This is a genomic window from Brachybacterium sacelli (assembly GCF_017876545.1).
GTDB classification, from domain to species: domain Bacteria; phylum Actinomycetota; class Actinomycetes; order Actinomycetales; family Dermabacteraceae; genus Brachybacterium; species Brachybacterium sacelli.
The window spans coordinates 25,574-42,185 of record NZ_JAGIOD010000002.1; the positions used below are offsets into that span (position 1 = coordinate 25,574).

10 protein-coding genes are annotated in these 16,612 nt (G+C 73.0%); 4 read left to right on the top strand and 6 right to left on the bottom strand.

Annotation, left to right across the window (positions count from 1 at the left end; genetic code table 11):
* Window position 1: 1 nt before the first annotated feature.
* The 3 genes from JOF43_RS14270 to JOF43_RS14280 are packed head-to-tail and all read right to left on the bottom strand — an operon-like array spanning window position 2 to window position 5,897.
* Window positions 2-1,312, bottom strand: a complete 1,311-nt coding sequence (locus JOF43_RS14270; RefSeq protein ID WP_209903373.1) for a M18 family aminopeptidase — start codon at window positions 1,310-1,312, stop codon at window positions 2-4.
* A gap of 20 nt (window positions 1,313-1,332) precedes the next feature.
* Window positions 1,333-3,381: a DUF6541 family protein gene (locus tag JOF43_RS14275; protein WP_209903375.1), complete on the bottom strand. Its 2,049-nt coding sequence runs from the start codon at window positions 3,379-3,381 to the stop codon at window positions 1,333-1,335.
* 14 nt (window positions 3,382-3,395) lie between these two features.
* A complete protein-coding gene (locus tag JOF43_RS14280; RefSeq protein ID WP_209903377.1) occupies window positions 3,396-5,897 on the bottom strand; it encodes an acyltransferase family protein in 2,502 nt (833 codons plus the stop codon).
* A gap of 99 nt (window positions 5,898-5,996) precedes the next feature.
* On the opposite strand from JOF43_RS14280, the gene tgt reads away from it, so the two are divergent.
* Together tgt and JOF43_RS14290 are read left to right on the top strand one after the other, a co-directional pair.
* The gene (gene tgt / locus JOF43_RS14285) at window positions 5,997-7,280 is read left to right on the top strand and encodes a tRNA guanosine(34) transglycosylase Tgt (protein WP_209903379.1); all 1,284 of its coding nucleotides are present in this window, start codon (window positions 5,997-5,999) and stop codon (window positions 7,278-7,280) included.
* 7 nt (window positions 7,281-7,287) lie between these two features.
* Window positions 7,288-8,823, top strand: a complete 1,536-nt coding sequence (locus tag JOF43_RS14290) for a PQQ-binding-like beta-propeller repeat protein (protein ID WP_209903380.1) — start codon at window positions 7,288-7,290, stop codon at window positions 8,821-8,823.
* Between the two features lie 32 nt (window positions 8,824-8,855).
* On the opposite strand, the gene JOF43_RS14295 is transcribed toward JOF43_RS14290, so the two are convergent.
* The gene (locus tag JOF43_RS14295; RefSeq protein ID WP_209903382.1) at window positions 8,856-9,659 is read right to left on the bottom strand and encodes a hypothetical protein; all 804 of its coding nucleotides are present in this window, start codon (window positions 9,657-9,659) and stop codon (window positions 8,856-8,858) included.
* 68 nt (window positions 9,660-9,727) lie between these two features.
* Window positions 9,728-12,712, bottom strand: coding sequence for a glycoside hydrolase family 2 TIM barrel-domain containing protein (locus JOF43_RS14300; RefSeq protein ID WP_209903384.1), 2,985 nt, complete (start codon window positions 12,710-12,712; stop codon window positions 9,728-9,730).
* A gap of 107 nt (window positions 12,713-12,819) precedes the next feature.
* Between JOF43_RS14300 and JOF43_RS14305 the strand changes: the two genes are divergently transcribed.
* Together JOF43_RS14305 and JOF43_RS14310 are read left to right on the top strand one after the other, a co-directional pair.
* The gene (locus tag JOF43_RS14305; protein ID WP_209903386.1) at window positions 12,820-14,367 is read left to right on the top strand and encodes a DUF3375 domain-containing protein; all 1,548 of its coding nucleotides are present in this window, start codon (window positions 12,820-12,822) and stop codon (window positions 14,365-14,367) included.
* Window positions 14,368-14,551: 184 nt separating this feature from the next.
* Window positions 14,552-16,078 (top strand): glycosyltransferase, encoded by a 1,527-nt coding sequence (locus JOF43_RS14310; protein WP_209903388.1) that lies wholly within the window; start codon window positions 14,552-14,554, stop codon window positions 16,076-16,078.
* A 71-nt stretch (window positions 16,079-16,149) separates the two neighbouring features.
* Here JOF43_RS14310 and JOF43_RS14315 read toward each other — a convergent pair whose 3' ends face one another.
* Window positions 16,150-16,545 carry an MGMT family protein gene (locus JOF43_RS14315; protein ID WP_245354558.1) on the bottom strand — a complete coding sequence of 132 codons (396 nt, stop codon included), beginning with the start codon at window positions 16,543-16,545 and terminating at the stop codon, window positions 16,150-16,152.
* Window positions 16,546-16,612 lie beyond the last annotated feature (67 nt).

A 16,612-nucleotide genomic window follows, 5' to 3' on the forward strand; every position in this document is an offset into this window, starting at 1 on the left:
GTCAGCCGCGCAGGAACGCGGTGCAGGCCTGCTGCAGCAGGAGCGGGTCCGCGGTCGCGCACATCTCCCGGGCGGAGTGCATCGACAGCAGCGTGAGGCCGACGTCGACCGTGGTCATCCCCAGGCGGGTCGCGGTGATCGGTCCGATGGTGGACCCGCAGGGCATGGCGTTGTTCGAGACGAAGGTCTGGTGGGGCACCCCGGCGCTCTCGCAGGCGGCCACGAAGGCGGCGATCCCCACCGCGTCGGTCGCGTACCGCTGCTGGGCGTTGATCTTCAGCATCGGCCCGTCGCCGAGGCGGGGGCGGGTCACGGGATCGTGGCGCTCGGGATAGTTGGGGTGGGCGGCGTGGCCGGCATCGGCCGACAGCACCATCGAGGAGGCCAGGGCCTGCCGCCGCGAGGCCTCGTCGCCGCCGAGGGCCGCGTGCATCCGCACCAGCACGTCCTCGAGGAAGGGACCGCCGGCCCCGGAGCGGGAGGCCGAACCGACCTCCTCGTGGTCGTTGGCGACCATCAACGCGATCGGGGCGGGATCCGCTGCCCGGTCCTCCGCGGCGACGGCGATCAGCGCCTGCAGCTCGGCGTGGACGGAGGAGAGATTGTCGAGGCGACCGGAGGCCAGGAACTCCTCGTGGGCGCCGAACAGCGCCGGGGGCTGGGAATCGACCGTGACCACGTCGAAGCCGACGACGTCCTCGGCGGCGACGCCGGCCCGCACAGCCAGCAGCTCGAGGACGTCGGTGTCGCCGAGACCGAGGATCGGCTGCAGATGGCGCTGCGGGTCCAGGCGCAGCCCGTCCTGGTTCACCGCGCGGTCCAGGTGCACCGCGAGCTGCGGGATGCGCAGGATCCCGGGGGTCTCCACCAGGACGGTGGTGCCGTCGGCCAGGGCGAGCCGGCCGGCCAGGCGCAGCTCGCGGTCCAGCCAGGAGTTCAGCAGCGGGCCGCCGTAGATCTCGACGCCCACCTGGGCCAGGCCCTCGGCGCCGAGCTCCGGGTTCGGCTTGAGCTTCAGGGCGGGCGAGTCGGTGTGGGAGCCGACGACGCGCCAAGGCGTGGCGGCCTCGGCGCCCTCCGGGGCGGACCAGGCGATCAGGGAACCGTCGCGGAGGACATAGCGGTCCCCGGCGACGTCCCCCGCCTCCCAGCGGGCGGTCTCGTCCAACTCGGTGAAACCGGCGGCGGCGAGCCGGCGAGCGCTCTCGCGGACGGCGTGGAAGCTCGAGGGGGAAGCGGTGACGAAGTCCCCGAGGTCCAGGGCGGTGGTGCGGGCGCGGGGCGAGGGGGCGGCTGCGGAGAACGAAGTCACCCGCTCATTGAACCATCACCTCAGCAGGCGGTGATCTCGTACAGGCGGGTGTCCCCGAGCTCATGGACGAGCTCGAAGCCGGGAGTGTCCTCGGTGATGCCCGCGAAGCCCAGGTATCCCGAGTCCTCGATCTCGTTGCCGCCGAGCCGGTGCTCCTCCAGGTCCAGGTAGTACAGGGGCCGATCCTCCGGGAGGGTGTCGCAGATCCGAGGATCCGAGGCGATGTCCGCGAAGTGGCGGTCGAGGTAGGCCTCCTCGTCGGTGCGCTTGACGGTCATGTAGATCCGGGAGACCTCGCGGTCGCCGAGGGCGTAGGCCAGCCCGCCGCCCTCCCACGGATCGGTGACGACGTACCCGTCCTCGGGGACGTGCTCGGGCAGGTCCTCGAACATCTCGAACTCCGTCCCCGAGACGAGGTCGGCGATCTCCCAGGTGCGATAGGCGTCGGCCGCGTCCGTGAAGCGCTCCCGGACCTGCGGGTCCGAGGAGATGTGCCAGGACAGCGCGGTCGAGGCCAGCACCCCGACCACGAGTGCGGCCGCGGCCGGCAGCTTGGCAGGCCCCCCGGCCGGGGTGGCCTCGTCACCGTCCCGGCGCGCCCGCCAGGCCGCGTGGGCGCGCCGCAGACCCCGCACGATCAGCTCGGCACCGGCCACGACCAGTGGCACGGCCGCCAGGGTGAGCGCCGCGGCGGTGCGGTAGTTGTCGCGGTAGAGGAAGCCCGAGAGCAGATTGCGCCAGGTCGCGTCCTGCGCGGCCGAGGAGGCCCAGTAGACCGCGACCGGGCCCAGCATCGCGAGCAGCACCAGGCGGTCTCGGCCGCGGCCGAGCAGGGCGCCGAGCAGTCCCAGCGCGCTGAGCACGACGATCACCGGGAGCGTGTAGCGGCCCATGGCCCCGCCCAGGAAGGCCTCACCGAGGGCCTGCGGCGTGGACTGGAAGGCTGTCCACGGGGCGGTGTCGGTGGTCGGGGCCATCGTCGCCCACACCGCCACGATGCCTGCCACCACCACCGCCAGCACGGCGGTGCGGGCGAGGTCCCCCGCGGGGATGCTCCGCAGGGAGGATCCCGAGGAGGCATGGCGCGAGGTGCTGCTGGTGGGCCGGCGCAGGGAGCGCAGCACCGAGCGGTCCAGGTGGCGCACCAGGGTGAGGAGTGCGATCGGCAGCGCGAGGATCAGCGCGGCCAGTGCGGCCCCCGGATGGGCGATGCCCACGCCGATGCCCATCGCCCCGATGATCGCGGCGATCCGCACCGGGGCCGCGAGCAGCTCGTGGTCGATCGCGAGATGGATGACCGCCGCCGCCAGGGCGGGAGCGGCCGCGAGAGCGAGGATCGTCGGGTACACCAGCCCCCAGTCCAGCAGCACCAGGGGGAAGCCGGCGAAGGCGAGGGACAGCGGGCCGGTGACCAGGCGGGCGATCGCCCCGGGTCGCACCAGCACCTCGACCAGCAGCCACATCGACAACGGCCAGACGCCGAGCACCGTCACCAGGGCCAGGGCGTGGACGCTCTGGGCGAGCCCGATCCCGCTGAGCTCCTGCACCAGCGCGGCGGCGGTGTGCCAGCTGTTGGGGTACACGGAGCCGCGCAGCAGCTGCCCGGTGTCGAAGGGGGTCGCCTCACCGGTGCGGATGATCGCCTCGATGGCGTTGAGGTGGAACGCGTTGTCGTACCGCTGGGCGATCGTGGTCGGCTCGACGAAGGCCGTCAGATACAGCGGCACCAGGAACACCAGGGCGATGACCTGGCCTACCAGGTACTGTCCGGCGGCCGCGGCCGACAGCGGCGACCAGCGCGGGATGCGTCGGCCCCAGGGCGTCGCCCAGGACCACAGCGCGCAGATCCCGATCCCGAGCACTGTGGTCCCGATCAGCCAGACCAGCCCCCAGTCAGAGCCGAGGAGGGCCGCCAGGAGAGTCGAGACGGCGAGGAGGGCGAGGGACATGGGCGGCGCGGCGACCAGCGCCGTCGGCCATGACACGCGGCAGCACAGGAGGACTGACGCTCCTGGCACCACGAACATCGCGAGGGCGACGGCCACCCCGGGGATCACGTCGGTCCACATATCTGCTCATCCTGTCATGCGGTGGGGGCCGGGAAACGCTCGTCGAGCTCCTCGGTCATCGGGCCGACGAGGACGGTCTCGACGAAGGTCCGGGTGAGATGGTTGTCGTCCATGTAGACGGAGGTCTCCCCGAGGATCGGTGAGCACCGTCCGTGGGGGCAGATCGTTCCGCTCAGATCGATCAGGGCCAGTGCGTCCTCCGCCCCGGGCAGCTCGGCGAGGCCGGCGGCGGGATTCTCGGGCGCCAGCTTCTTCTCGGCGTCGGCCCCGCAGGCCGCATCGGCGTCGGAGGGGGCGCCGCCGCCCTCGATCACCGCCTCCGCGCAGGCGAACTGGTCCTGCTCCCAGCGCGGGGTGTCGCGCACGCCGATCACGTGGGCGTCCCGCTCCAGCAGCGCACGGACCGCCGCCTCGGTGCCCGCGGGCACCGTCTCGTCCGCGCCGAGCCCGGTCAGGGTGACGGTGGTCAGCACCAGCTCGGGGGAGTGGGCCTCGACGTAGTCCAGGACGTACTGGTCGTATCCGCGGCAGTACGGGCTGGCCTCCACCTCGGTGGTGAATCCGCAGGCGTCCATGGAGAGGTTCACGATCTGGAGGTCGTGCGCGCTCGCGTACGGGATCAGGGCGGGGATGAACTGCCGGGCGTGCGAGCTGCCGACCACCACGATCGTCCCCTTCGCGGTGGCGTCTGCGGGCAGCAGCTGCTGGCAGTTGACGTGGTGGAAGTCCTCCGCCGGGGCCCAGGGGCCGCCGCAGCGCTCGGGCAGGTCCGGCCACTGCGAGCCGAGCTGCCAGCCGTGGGGGAGGATCTCGCGCGGGGCCTCGGTGGCGACCTCCGTGGCCGCCTCCTGGGTGGCCGGCTCCTGCGCGGCGGCGACAGGCGTCGGGGGCTCGGCGCGGGTGAGGCCGATCCACCAGCCGCCCGCGGCGGCGGCCACCAGGGCGAAGCTCGCCGCGACCGCGGTCAGCGCCCGGCGCGGACGGGCCTCGAGCCAGACCGAGCGGCGCACCGGCGCGTCGACCGCGCGGGTGATCAGCCAGGCCAGCAGCACCGAGCCGACCAGGATCACGAGACCGTCGAGCAGCCCGGCGCGCTGGCGGCCGCTGTGGTGCAGCCACATCACCAGCACCGGCCAGTGCACCAGGTAGAGGGCGTAGGAGATGTCCCCGACGAACGCGGCCGGCCGCGTCGACAGCAGGGCGTCCACGCCCCAGCGGCGTCCGGAGTGGCCGGCGATCACCACGGCGCCGGCGGCGGCCAGCGGCACGCTCGCGATCCAGCCGGGGAACATGGTCGACACGTCCAGCACGATGCCGCAGGCCAGCAGCGCGCCGATGCCCGCCCACCCGATCAGGGCGCGCCCCGTGCGCAGCTGCGGGACCTGGCCCTCCTCGGGTCGACGAGCGCCCGTGAGGCGGTCGATCGCCGGCAGGGCGAGGGCGAGCAGGGAGCCGGCGGCGAACTCCCACAGCCGGGCGGCGGTGTCGAAGTAGGCGACCTGCTGCTGGGTCCCGGTGCTGATGATCGACCAGGTCAGCGAGGCCGCGCCGAGGACGAGCAGGAGCACGGAGAGCGGGCGGCGCACGTTCCGGCCCGCTCGTGCGCGGCGCACCATGAGCAGGAACAGCAGGGGCCACACCACGAAGGCCTGCCCCTGCACGCTGAGGGACCAGAAGTGCTGCAGCGGGGAGGCACCGCCGGCGTCGCGGGCGTGGTAGTCGACCTGCAGGAACACCAGCAGCGCGTTCTGCAGGTAGGCGGCCGAGGCCACCGCCTCCTGCATCACCGCGGGCCACAGCGAGGAGGGCAGGAAGGCGGCCGTCCCGGCCAGGGTCAGCAGGATCGTCACCGCCGCGGGCGGCATCAGGCGTTTGAAGGTGTGCAACCAGTAGCGAGGCACCCCGAGGGGCCGCCCGCTCTCCAGCCGGCGTACGAAGGTGCCGGTGAGGAAGAAGGCCGAGAGGAACAGGAAGACGTCGACGCCGCCCGAGACCCGTCCGAACCAGATGTGGTAGATCGCGACCAGGCCCAGGGCGACCGCGCGCAGACCGTGCAGCTCGTGGCGGAAGGCGGGCCCGACGCGCGGCGGGGCTCCCTCCTCGGTGACGCGGGCCCCGCCGGTCCCGGCCGGCGCGGCGCCGGCCGAGACCGAGCCGGCGGTGGACCAGGCGTCCTCCGCCTCCCGCTCGGCGCGGGCCTCCCTCGGGCCCTGCAGCCAGTCGTCGAGGGAGGAGGCGGTCGACGGCAGGGCACCTGCGGTCCACGCCGCCAGGCGGGGACGGGCGGGAGGCGCCGGCTCGGTGTCCTGGGTCCAGTCCTCGAGGTCGTCGCCCGGCTGCTCCCAGGCGGAGGCGCGCGCGAGAGCGCGCTCGCGGGCGAGCTCCTCCCCGCTCAGCGACCGCGCCCGTCGGCCGCCGCGGGAGGATCCGGAGCGCGGGGAGGGGGGATCACTGGGCGAGCTGATCGTGGTCCCCTCCCGTCGCTGTCGGCCCTGCCGCGGAAAGGCGGGAGCCATGCCGCCCTCGCGGTGCTGCGCTGGATCCTAGTGGATCGAGGTGGATGCGGAGAGGGCCGGCACCGCGGACGGCGGGCGGGGTCATGGGATCATGGGCCGGTGACCGCTCAGAGTGCCGACCCCTCCGCCGCCCCTGCACCGTCGGAGACGGGCTTCGAGATCCTCGCCCGGGCCGGGGACAAGGCCCGCGCCGGTGTGGTCGCCACTCCGCACGGACAGATCGCCACGCCCGCCTTCGTGCCCGTGGGGACCAAGGCCACGGTCAAGGCGGTGCTGCCGGAGTCGATGAGAGAGCTGGGGGCGCAGGTGCTCCTGGCCAATGCGTACCACCTCTACCTCCAGCCCGGCCACGACCTGGTGGACTCGGCCGGCGGGCTCGGGGCGTTCATGAACTGGCCCGGCCCTACCGTCACCGATTCCGGCGGTTTCCAGGTGATGAGCCTGGGCGCGGGCTTCAAGAAGGTGCTCTCCAGCGAGTTCTCCGGCGGGGAGAAGGCCCGCACCTCCTCCGGGGAGGACGACGCGGTGGCCGAGGGCAAGGAGCGCCTCGCGCACGTCGACGACGACGGCGTCACCTTCCGCTCCATCATCAACGGTGACGAGCACCGCTTCACGCCCGAGATCTCCATGCAGATCCAGCACGGGCTGGGGGCGGACATCATGTTCGCCTTCGATGAGCTGACCACCCTGATGAACTCGCGGGGGTACCAGGAGCAGGCGCTCGAGCGCACCCGGCTGTGGGCGATGCGCTGCCTGGCGGAGCACACCCGCCTCACCGCCGAGCGCAGCCACCGGCCCTACCAGCAGCTGTGGGGCGTCATCCAGGGCGCCCAGTACGAGGACCTGCGCCGTCGGGCCGCCCGGGACCTCGGCGCGATGGACGTCGACGGGCAGGTCTTCGACGGATTCGGCGTCGGTGGGGCGTTGGAGAAGGAGAACCTCGGCACCATCGTCGGCTGGGTGACCGATGAGCTGCCCGAGGACCGGCCCCGCCACCTGCTAGGCATCAGCGAGGTCGACGACCTGTTCGTCGCGGTCGCCGCCGGGGCGGACACCTTCGACTGCGTCTCCCCCTCCCGGGTGGCGCGCAACAGCGCCGTGTACACCGCCACCGGGCGCGTGAACCTCACCGGCTCGAGGTACCGCCGGCAGTTCGCCCCGATCGACGAGACCTGCGACTGCTACACCTGCACCCACTACACCGCTGCGTACGTCCACCACCTGTTCCGCGCCAAGGAGATGCTCTCCTCCACCCTGTGCACGATCCACAACGAGCGTTTCGTGGTGCGCCTCGTGGACCGGATCCGTGCCTCCCTGCTCAGCGGCGACTTCGAGGCGCTGCGGGAGGAGACGACCGGCGCGTACTACGGCTCCCCGCGGTGAGCGCGCGATGAGCGAGGAGTCCGAGGCCTCGGGGGCCACCACCGCGATCGGACTGGCCGTCGTGCTGCTCTGTCTCGCCGGCATCGCCGCGCTGGTGGGCGAGCAGTTCCTGATCGGGGCGCTGCGCCTGGCCGCCGGGATCCTGACCGGTGCCGGAGTCGGACTGCTGCTGCTCGCGCTGCTCGGCGCCCGTGGGAGCCGGCGCCTGCGCCGCCTGCTCGCGGGGACGCTGGCGCTCGCCGTCGCCCTGGCCCTCACCGTGCCCGCCGTGATCGCCACCCGCGTCCCACCGCCGGCGGACGCCGCCTCGGCGAACGTGCCGGCGCTCGGCGAGGGGGACGACGTGCATTCCGTGCCCGCCGCCGGGGCTCCGGTGCTCGTGCGGCGCGCCGACGGCTCGGCGCAGCTGCTGCCGCAGCAGGGGCAGCCGGTCGCCGTCCCCGCGGCCCCCGAGGACGTGGTGGCGCTCTCCGCCGACGGCACCCGGGTGATCACGGTCGGCGGCGGCGGGACCACCGTCGCCGCCGTGACCGACCCCGGCGCGGAGGAGGTCGGCGTCGAGGGGATCCCGCTCGCCCTGGCGGGGGACCTGCTGGTGGTGCGGCAGTGCGACGAGGCCGGCGCCGGGACGTGCACCCTCAGCGGCTATGACCTCACCGACCCGGAGCGGCCTCGGTGGACCGTCTCCGCCCCCGGCGAGGACGAGGCCCGGGGTATCGACCCCGCCGGTGTCGAGCTGACGGCGATGCCGGAGGCGGCGGCGGGGCCGCTCGACGCCGTGCGCGCGAGCGGGGTGCTGCCCGCGGTGCCGCTGCGCTTCGACCCCGCCCAGGGCTGGTTCCAGCTCGACCCGGCCACCGGGTTCCCCGTCGGGAAGGTGCTGGCCGAGGCGGACCAGCGGTGCCGGCTCGCGGTGACCGGCCGGGCCCCGCGGACCGACGACCCCGTCGTCCTCACCGTCTGCTCCGCGGCCGACGGGGCCCTCACGGCCACCGCGCACGTGCGCGGGGAGGTGCTGTGGACCTCGGAGCCGTCACCGGCGGGACGGTGGAGCGTGCGGATGGACCAGGGCCGGGTGCTCGCCACCGGCACCGAGGAGGGGACGGACACGGCCGGCGAGATCGTCGCCTCCGAGCTCCGGGCGGCGTGGACCGAGCCCGGGGCGGGCGCGCTGGACGAGGCCGTCGACGCCACGGCGCGGCTCGGGATCGACGGCTCCCGGATGGTCCTGGCCAACACCTCCGGGCAGCTGGTCGCCTACGACACCGCCGACGGCACGAACACCTGGACCCTGCCGCTGTCGGCTCCCGACGCTCCGGTGCACGGCACGCTCGAGGCCGACACCGCCGTGGTGCTCGATCCCGCTTCGCGCACCCGCTCCCTGCAGCCGCGAGGAGCGCAGCGCCTGCGGGTCGTCGACGCCGGGACCGGCACCGTCACCGCGGACGCGGTGGTGACCGGTGAGGTGCGCGGCGTGCGCGGCGTCGGGGACGGCCGGGCGCTCGTCACCCTCGGCGAACGGACGCTGCTGCTGGGGCGCTGACGCGACGCGACGGACGGGCAGGAGACTTCCGGTCAGGCGTTCTGCGTCGCCCAGCGCCGGGCCATCACGGCGCCGACGATCAGGGCGGCGAAGATGACCAGGGAGCGGATGACCTCGAGGACCCCGTAGACGATGGCGATGACCCCGTAGGTGGACGGGTCCCCCACGCCGCTGATCACGGCGAAGTAGATGCCGTAGAGGATCCAGTAGAGGATGACCGCGAGGATCACGGCCCCGGCGACGATGATCGCGCCGGTGCGGCCCCGCCCGGTGGCCTGGACCGCGACCCAGATCGCGATCACCAGCAGCGCCAGGCTGACGACGATGTTCAGCAGCAGGAACAGGATGCTCAGCACCCCGCCGACGCCGGCGACCGCCATCCCGCTGTCCGCCGACCCGCCCGAGGCGGCCATCCCGGTGAGGAATCCGGCGCCGAAGGTGATGATCCCGCGGACGATGCGCACGAGGATCACGACGATCACGACGTACATCATCCAGCGGGCGAGCTTGCCCGCGGTGGACGTCCCGCCGGTCGCTGCCGGGGCGGCGTATCCCGAGGCACCCGGGTAGGCCGCCCCGCCCGGCGCGGCGCCGGGGGCGGGGGGAGCGGCCGGGGACGCCTGGCTCCACTGCGGCGGGGCCGCCGCCGGGCTGGCCTGTCCCCACTGGGAGGGGGACTGCGCCGGCGGCACGTCCTGCTGCGGGGGCTGTCCCCACTGGGGTGCGGCGGGCGGCACGTTCTGCTGCGGGGGCTGGCCCCACTGCGGCTGCGCGTTCTGGTCTCCCTGACCCCACTGGCCCTGCTGTCCGTCGTGCGGTCCGTACCCCTGAGTCATGCGTCTCCCTCTGGCCTGCGTCGAACGGACACCGCGCGGCGCCCCGGACCAGGTTACCGGTCCGCGGCTCAGGGCCGCTGCGCCTCCAGCCGGAAGGAGAAGGTCTCCTCGCGCGCCGGGAGCACGTACTGCGGCAGCGGAATCGGGCCGCAGGCCGCCGAGCCCACGCCGTGCAGCGCCGCGGAGAGCGTCACCCAGGTGCGGCCGTCGGGACGCAGTGCCCCGTCGTGCGCGCGCTCGTCGAGCTCCGCGCTGGACCACGGTCGCACCGCGAGCCCCAGCCCCGCCGCGGCCCGCAGGCCGAGAGAAGGCCCGGAGCCGCCGCTGAGGCAGGCGCGGACCACGCCGGCGCGGTTCCCGTTCTCCTGCGGGAACACATAGGGCACCTGGAGGTCCGCGAGCGAGGAGTGCCAGGTGGCGAAGGTGGTGCCGCCGCCGGTGTCGGGATAGGACTCGTGCGGCCCGTACCCCGTGTACTGGACCTGGTCCGGCCGGGAGGGCAGGGCGAAGGTCCACCCGATCCGCGGCAGCGGCAGGTCCTCGGGCCAGAACGCCGACGGCGTCACCGTCACCTGCACGTCCGCACCGGAGGCGTCACCGCGCCAGCGCTCGGCGACGTCCGCGCCGAGGGCTGAGCCGTCCAGGCCGAGGCGGGTGCGGATCACCAGGGCGTCACCTTCTGCCTCGATACCGACCAGGCGGCGCCGTGCCACGTCCAGCCCGATCCGCTTCCAACGCGCCTCGAGGGGATACCGGGTGCGGGCGCGCTCGTTGTCGACGGGGGCCCGGTACAGGTCCGCGCCGGCGCTCTCGACCTGCAGGTCACCGAGAGCCACCAGGCGGCCCAGGTCGTCGAAGCGGGCCGGGCCGAGAATCCAGGAGCCGTCCTCGCCCTGCGTCGGAGCGAGGGGCTCGGCGACGGGCGGCGTGAGCCCGCTGCGCAGTCGCTCGGCATCCACGTGGTCCGCGGAGACGATCAGGTGACCGGCCGGGACCGGACCCTGCTCCTCCCGGGTGGTGAGCCGCACCGTGGTGGTCGCGCCGTCGTGCACCGGAAGTGGCACCTCGGCGCTCCCGCCCGGCGCGGTCGCCGGCAGCTCGAGCTCCTGCCAGCTGCTCTGTGCATCCAGGGACACCTCGGCCCGCAGGTGGGTCAGGTCGCTGAAGGCGTAGCGGTTGGTGACGCGCACCCTGCCCGGCCAGACCTCGAGGCCGACGGGGGAGTAGTGGTGCTTGGCGTCCAGCAGCGCCGGGGACGGAGTGCGGTCGGGCAGCACCAGGCCGTCGGCCACGAAGTTGCCGTCGTGCAGGCGCTCGCCGAAGTCGCCGCCGTAGCCGTGGATGCGGTTGCCCTCGGCGTCGGTGGTCTCCAGGCCGTGATCGATCCATTCCCAGATGAACCCGCCGTGCAGCGCCGGGTAGCGCTCGGTGAGCTCCATGTACTCCGCGAGCGAGCCTGCGCCGTTGCCCATCGCGTGGGCGTACTCGATCCACAGGAACGGCTTGGACAGCGCCGGCGGGCTCGCGAAGTGGCCGTCGGGCACGTCGAGCGCGAAGCTGCGCAGCATGCGGGTGAGCTTGTCCTGGTACCCGGGGGACAGCTCGCGCCTCCCGATCTGCTCGGTATCCCCGACCGTGGAGTACATCAGGGAGAACACGTCCACGTACTCCGCGGCGTAGTCCTGCTCGTAGATCACCGGGCGCGTGGGGTCGATCTCGCGCACCCGGGCCACCATCGCCTCGGTGACCGGGCCGGAGGCGGCCTCGTTCCCGATCGACCACATCACGATGGAGGCATGGTTGCGGTCGCGGCGCACGAAGCGGTCCGAACGCTCGAGGAGGGACTCCTCGAACAGGGGGTTCTGCGCCGGGCCCTCGGCGGCGCCGGTGCCGTCCTCGCCCCCGGTGGAGTCGGCGTGGAAGCCGTGGGTCTCGAAGTCGCCCTCGCAGATCACGTACAGCCCCGCCTCGTCACACACCTCGAGGAAGCGCTGGTGGGGTGGGTAGTGGGAGGTGCGGACCGCGTTGAGGTTGTGCTGCTTCATGAGCGCGACGTCGAGGTCCTGGTTGCCCGCGTGCTGGGCGCGGCCCACCACCGGATCGGCCTCGTGGCGGTTCACGCCGCGGAAGACGATGCGCTCGCCGTTGACGCGGAAGATCTCCCCGTCGACCTCCACGCGGCGGAATCCGAGCCGCAGACTCACGGTCTCGCCCGCGGTGCGGACGGTGGCCTCGTAGAGGTGCGGGTCCTCCGCGGACCACGGGCGCACCTCGTCCGCCACGAGCATCTCCTCGCCGGTGGAGGCGGACAGGCCGAGGGCGGGGATCTCGACCCTCGCCTCGAGCGGCGAGCCGCTACGGTCGTAGGCGGCGGCGCGCAGGCTGCCGCGACCGGTGGCGGGGTCGTAATCCGCGACGGTGACCAGGTCGTGGATGCCGTCGGCGGGGCGCAGCAGCAGGTCCACGCTGCGGAAGATCCCCGAGGCCCACCACATGTCCTGGTCCTCGACGTAGGTGTTCACCGACCACTGCACCACCCGTACGTCCAGCCGGTGCTCCCCGGGGCCGGCCAGCGCCTCGGTGACGTCGAACTCCTGGGTGAGGCGGGAGCCTGCGGTCACCCCGATCTCGGCGTCGTCGATCCAGACCTTCGCCGCGGAGTCCACGCCCTGGAAGCGCAGCAGCACACGCGCGCCGGCGGCGAGGTCCTCGGCCCAGCCGGCGGGGACGGCCACGGTGCGGGAGTAGTGCCCGGTGGGGTTCTCGTCGGGCACGTGGGGGACGTCGCGGGGGATCGGGTAGACGACGTTGGTGTACTGCGGAGCGCCGTGACCCTGCAGCTGCCACAGTCCCGGCACCTCGATCTCGGCACGCTCGCCCAGGTCGGAGCCGTCGGCACGCGACCCGTACCGGAACTCCCAGATGCCGTCGAGACGCAGCTCGGGCGCGTCGGAGTGCAGGTGGGCGCGGCCGCGCAGCCGGTTCCGGCCGGCGGGCAGCTCCTCCCACCAACGGTCGGTCCGATCGGGGGTGGGCAGGGAGGTGGTGGACATCCGGCAGGGCTCCTCGGCGAGTTTCGTGAACGTTCCCGAACCCAGGTTACCCGGCGCATCCGGCGCCCGGGCCCCCGGACCGGGGTGCGCCGGTAGACTCCCCCCTCGTGACCACGACCGAGCCGAACCGGTGGACCGACCGCCGCAGCGACGCGGTGTCCGCGCGCAAGGAGGCCTACGAGCAGCTGCGCCGAGCCAGCACCTGGCGACTGCTCGCCGCGACCAAGGCCCCTGCCGTCCTGGCGATCCTGCAGTCCGTCTTCCCGGCCGGTGATCGTCGGCTGCCGCGCAGTGAGCTCGTCGCCCGGGTGGGCGCGCATCTGGCCCTGCTGCACGACGACGAGCAGGCCCCTTCCGGCAGGGACGAGGACGCCGACGGCGGTGAAGGTGGTGGCCGCGGCGGCCGCACCTCGGTCGAGTACGTCGACACCTGGGTGCGCGAGGGCTACCTCACCCGCCGCGACGACCCGCAGCGCACCGAGACCACCTTCGAGCCCTCGCCCGCCACGATCGACGCGATCCAGTTCATCGCGTCCCTCGAGGAGCACCGGCCCACCACCACCGAGTCGCGCCTGACCCTGGTCGTCCAGCAGTTCGAGCGACTCGCCCAGGAGACCGAGACCGACCGGGACGTGCGCCTGGCGGACCTGCAGCGCCAGCGCGAACGGGTCGAGGCGCAGATCCGGGAGCTCGCCGAGGGCGAGCTCATGCTGCCCAGCGAGGAGGCCTCCACCGACCGTCTGCGCGACATCCTCCAGATCGCCTCCGAGCTGTCGGGGGACTTCCTCCAGTACCGCGAGGACCTGCGCGGCGTCGACCTGCACCTGCGCGAGCAGATCCTCTCCCCGGAGACCTCCCGCGGTGAGATCCTCGAACAGCTGCTGGCCGGGGACGACCTGCTGGGGCAGTCCAGCGTGGGCCGCACCTTCACCGCGTTCTTCCGGATGCTCAACGACCCGGCCCGGACCCGCACCGCCCAGGAGCTCGTGGACCGGCTGCTCGAGCGCGACTTCGCCCGCAGCCTCAGCCGGGACGAGCGCGAACGCCTCGCCAACGTGTTCAGCGACCTCTACGAGCCCGCCCAGGAGGTGCTGGACGTCAAGACGGACCTGTACCGCTCGCTGGCGCGTTTCGTGCGCTCCCAGGACTTCCGTCAGCACCGGGTGCTGCTCGAGGCGCTGCAGGAGGCGCAGGGCGTCGCCCTGGCGCAGAAGGACGAGGTCCCCACCCGCACCTCGTTCCCGCTCGACCTCGAACTCTCCCGGGTGCTGCTGTCCTCGGTGGCCCAGCACCGGCTCAAGGACCCCACCGACCCCGGTGCACCCGCCGAGGCCGAGGTCCACGACGCCACCGCGCTCAGCATCGAGGTGCTGCAGGACCTGGTGCGCACCCACGACATCGACGTGGTGGGTCTGACCGGCCACGTCAACGACGTGCGGGGCCGCTCCGGGCAGGCCTCGATCGGCGACGTGCTGCGCGAGAACCCCGCCCAGCAGGGACTCGCCAGCGTCATCGGCCTCATGTTCCTGGCCACCTCCCATGCGCAGGAGCGCGAGGGATCCACCGAGATCGTCACCTGGCGGGAGCTGGACGGGAACGACTACGCCGCGAGGATCCCCTCGTTCTACTTCCTGGACGACGTGCCGGTGGAGTGAGGCGGGCCGTGCCCCTCCGCTGTGCGTCGACGAGGTGGTCGAGGACCAGTTCGTCCGATTCCGTCGATTCCCGAGCACTTTCGGACAGGTGTCGATATGGTGTGGGTCACGCGACTCGTCCGATATGTCGCCCGGCGCACCGCAGCGCCGACGGGGCCCATCGGGCACAGGGGGCACCAGACCGATGCGCACCGTCTTCCTCGTCCTCCATTCCCTCGGACGCGCGGGGCGTTCGGCGGCCGTCATCGAGCAGTGCCGGATGTTCCTCGCTCTGGGCTTGAAGCCCGTCATCGTGACTTTCACCTACGAACCGCGTTTCACGTCGGGGCTCGCCGCGCGGAAGGGCGACTTCGCCCTCCCCGCCGGGGTCGAGGTGCGCAACATCTTCCACGATCTCCAGCAGGCGGCGACGCAGGACCAGGACGCCGACTGGTCGCGCGAGCAGGACCTCGACCGGGAAGGCCTCCTCGTGAGCACGATCCGGATCGAAGGCGGGGAGCGCTCGGAGTACTTCGACCGCGCCGGACGCCTCGTGAAGCGTCGGGAGGTCAAGGACGGGCGCACGGCGAGTCTCGCGCTCTTCGAGCACGCCCGGCCGGTCGTGCGCCGCGAGTACGAGGACTCCGGGGCGTGCGGCCGGGAGCGCACGCTCGATCCCGCCACCGGTGCGACGATCGAGGAGCGGTACTTCACTCCTGACGGGATCTGCTACGTCACCCGGTATCTCGAGCCGGCCTCGGGTCGCCAGCTCGGGGCGTACGTGCACCACGCGACCTCCGGTCAGAGCGTGCGCTACTCGCACAACACGCCGTGGCACGCGGCGTGGCTGGATCAGGTCCTCGCGGCCGAGAGCCCGCGGCCCCTCGTGATCGCCCAGCATCCCACCGCGATGACCAAGCTCCTGGACACCGACCCGGCGCACTCCAGCCGTCTGTTCCTCTCCCACGTCAACATCTACCAGGAGCCCTACGGCCCCGGAGCCCCCTTGCGCACCGATTACGCGCAGCCCTTCCGACGGGTCGAGGAGATGCCGGTGGTCCTCTCCCTCACCGAGGCCCAGGCGCGCGACATGAGGACGACCTTCGGTCCGGACCGGTGCGATCCGCTCGTGATCCCCAACGTGGTGCGCGACCGCCGGACCGACACGTCCATCGCGACCGTCAGCGGAAGGGTCGGGATCGTGTGCCGGTTGAGCGCCACCCAGAAGAGGGTCGACCACCTGCTGTGCGCCTGGCCGAGGGTGGTCGCCGCAGTGCCGAGGGCGCACCTGGAGATCGGTGGTCACGGCGGGGCGCGCCAGGACCTCGAGGAGCTCTCGGCAACGCTTGGGATCCGTGACAGCGTCACCTTCCTGGGCTGGCTCGACGACAGCGTCGACCTCATGGCGAGCTGCGTGCTCACCGTCTCGACCGGCCGCAGCGAAGGGTTCGGCCTCTCGATCGGGGAATCCCTCGCGGCCGGGACCCCCGTGGTCTCCTACGACATCGACTACGGTCCCTCCGACCTCATCCGGGACGGTGTGGACGGCGCACTGGTCCCCGACGGCGACCACGAAGCGCTCGCCCGGGGAATCATCCGACTGCTGCGGCGCGAGCGGCGCGCCGCGAGGGCGGGACGGAGCGCTGCCGAGCGCATGGCGCGGGAGTTCTCGCCGGAGGTGCTCGCCGCGCGGTGGAGCACTGCCTTCGCGCTCGCCGACACCCGGAGCTGAGCGCCGCCGCCTGCGTCGGTGGAATCGCTCGCGCTCCCGGTCCGCATCGCGAGGACGTCGAACCCCGGGGATCACTGCTCCGTCCCGTCGGCGGAGGCCCCCTGCCCTCCCGCCGTCAGCTCCGCGAGGCCCGCGCTGCTGTCCTCCCGCAGTTGTTCGAGGTCCGCGCCGAAGTCCGCCATCCGGCATCCCTGGCCGTTGGGCTTGACCACGATGCCCTCCGTCTCCCAGTGGGGGAGCGTGCGGGCGAGCAGCGGATGGTCGCCGGAGGCATTGGTGACGCGCCACCACGGAACCCCGGAGCCCCAGGTGCGCAGGATGCGCCCGACCAGACGGGGCCCGACGCCGACGACGGCGCCCACCTCGCCGTAGGCGGCGACCCGGCCCGGTGGGATGGCCTCGACCACGCGCAGCACCCGCTCGACCGTGAGGTCGTCCATCCGGGTGTGGGGGCGTTCGAGGGGCATGGGGCAATTCTGGCACTCGGCCGTCGTGTCCCCCGTGACACCCGGGTTCCGCTTATGGAGCACATTA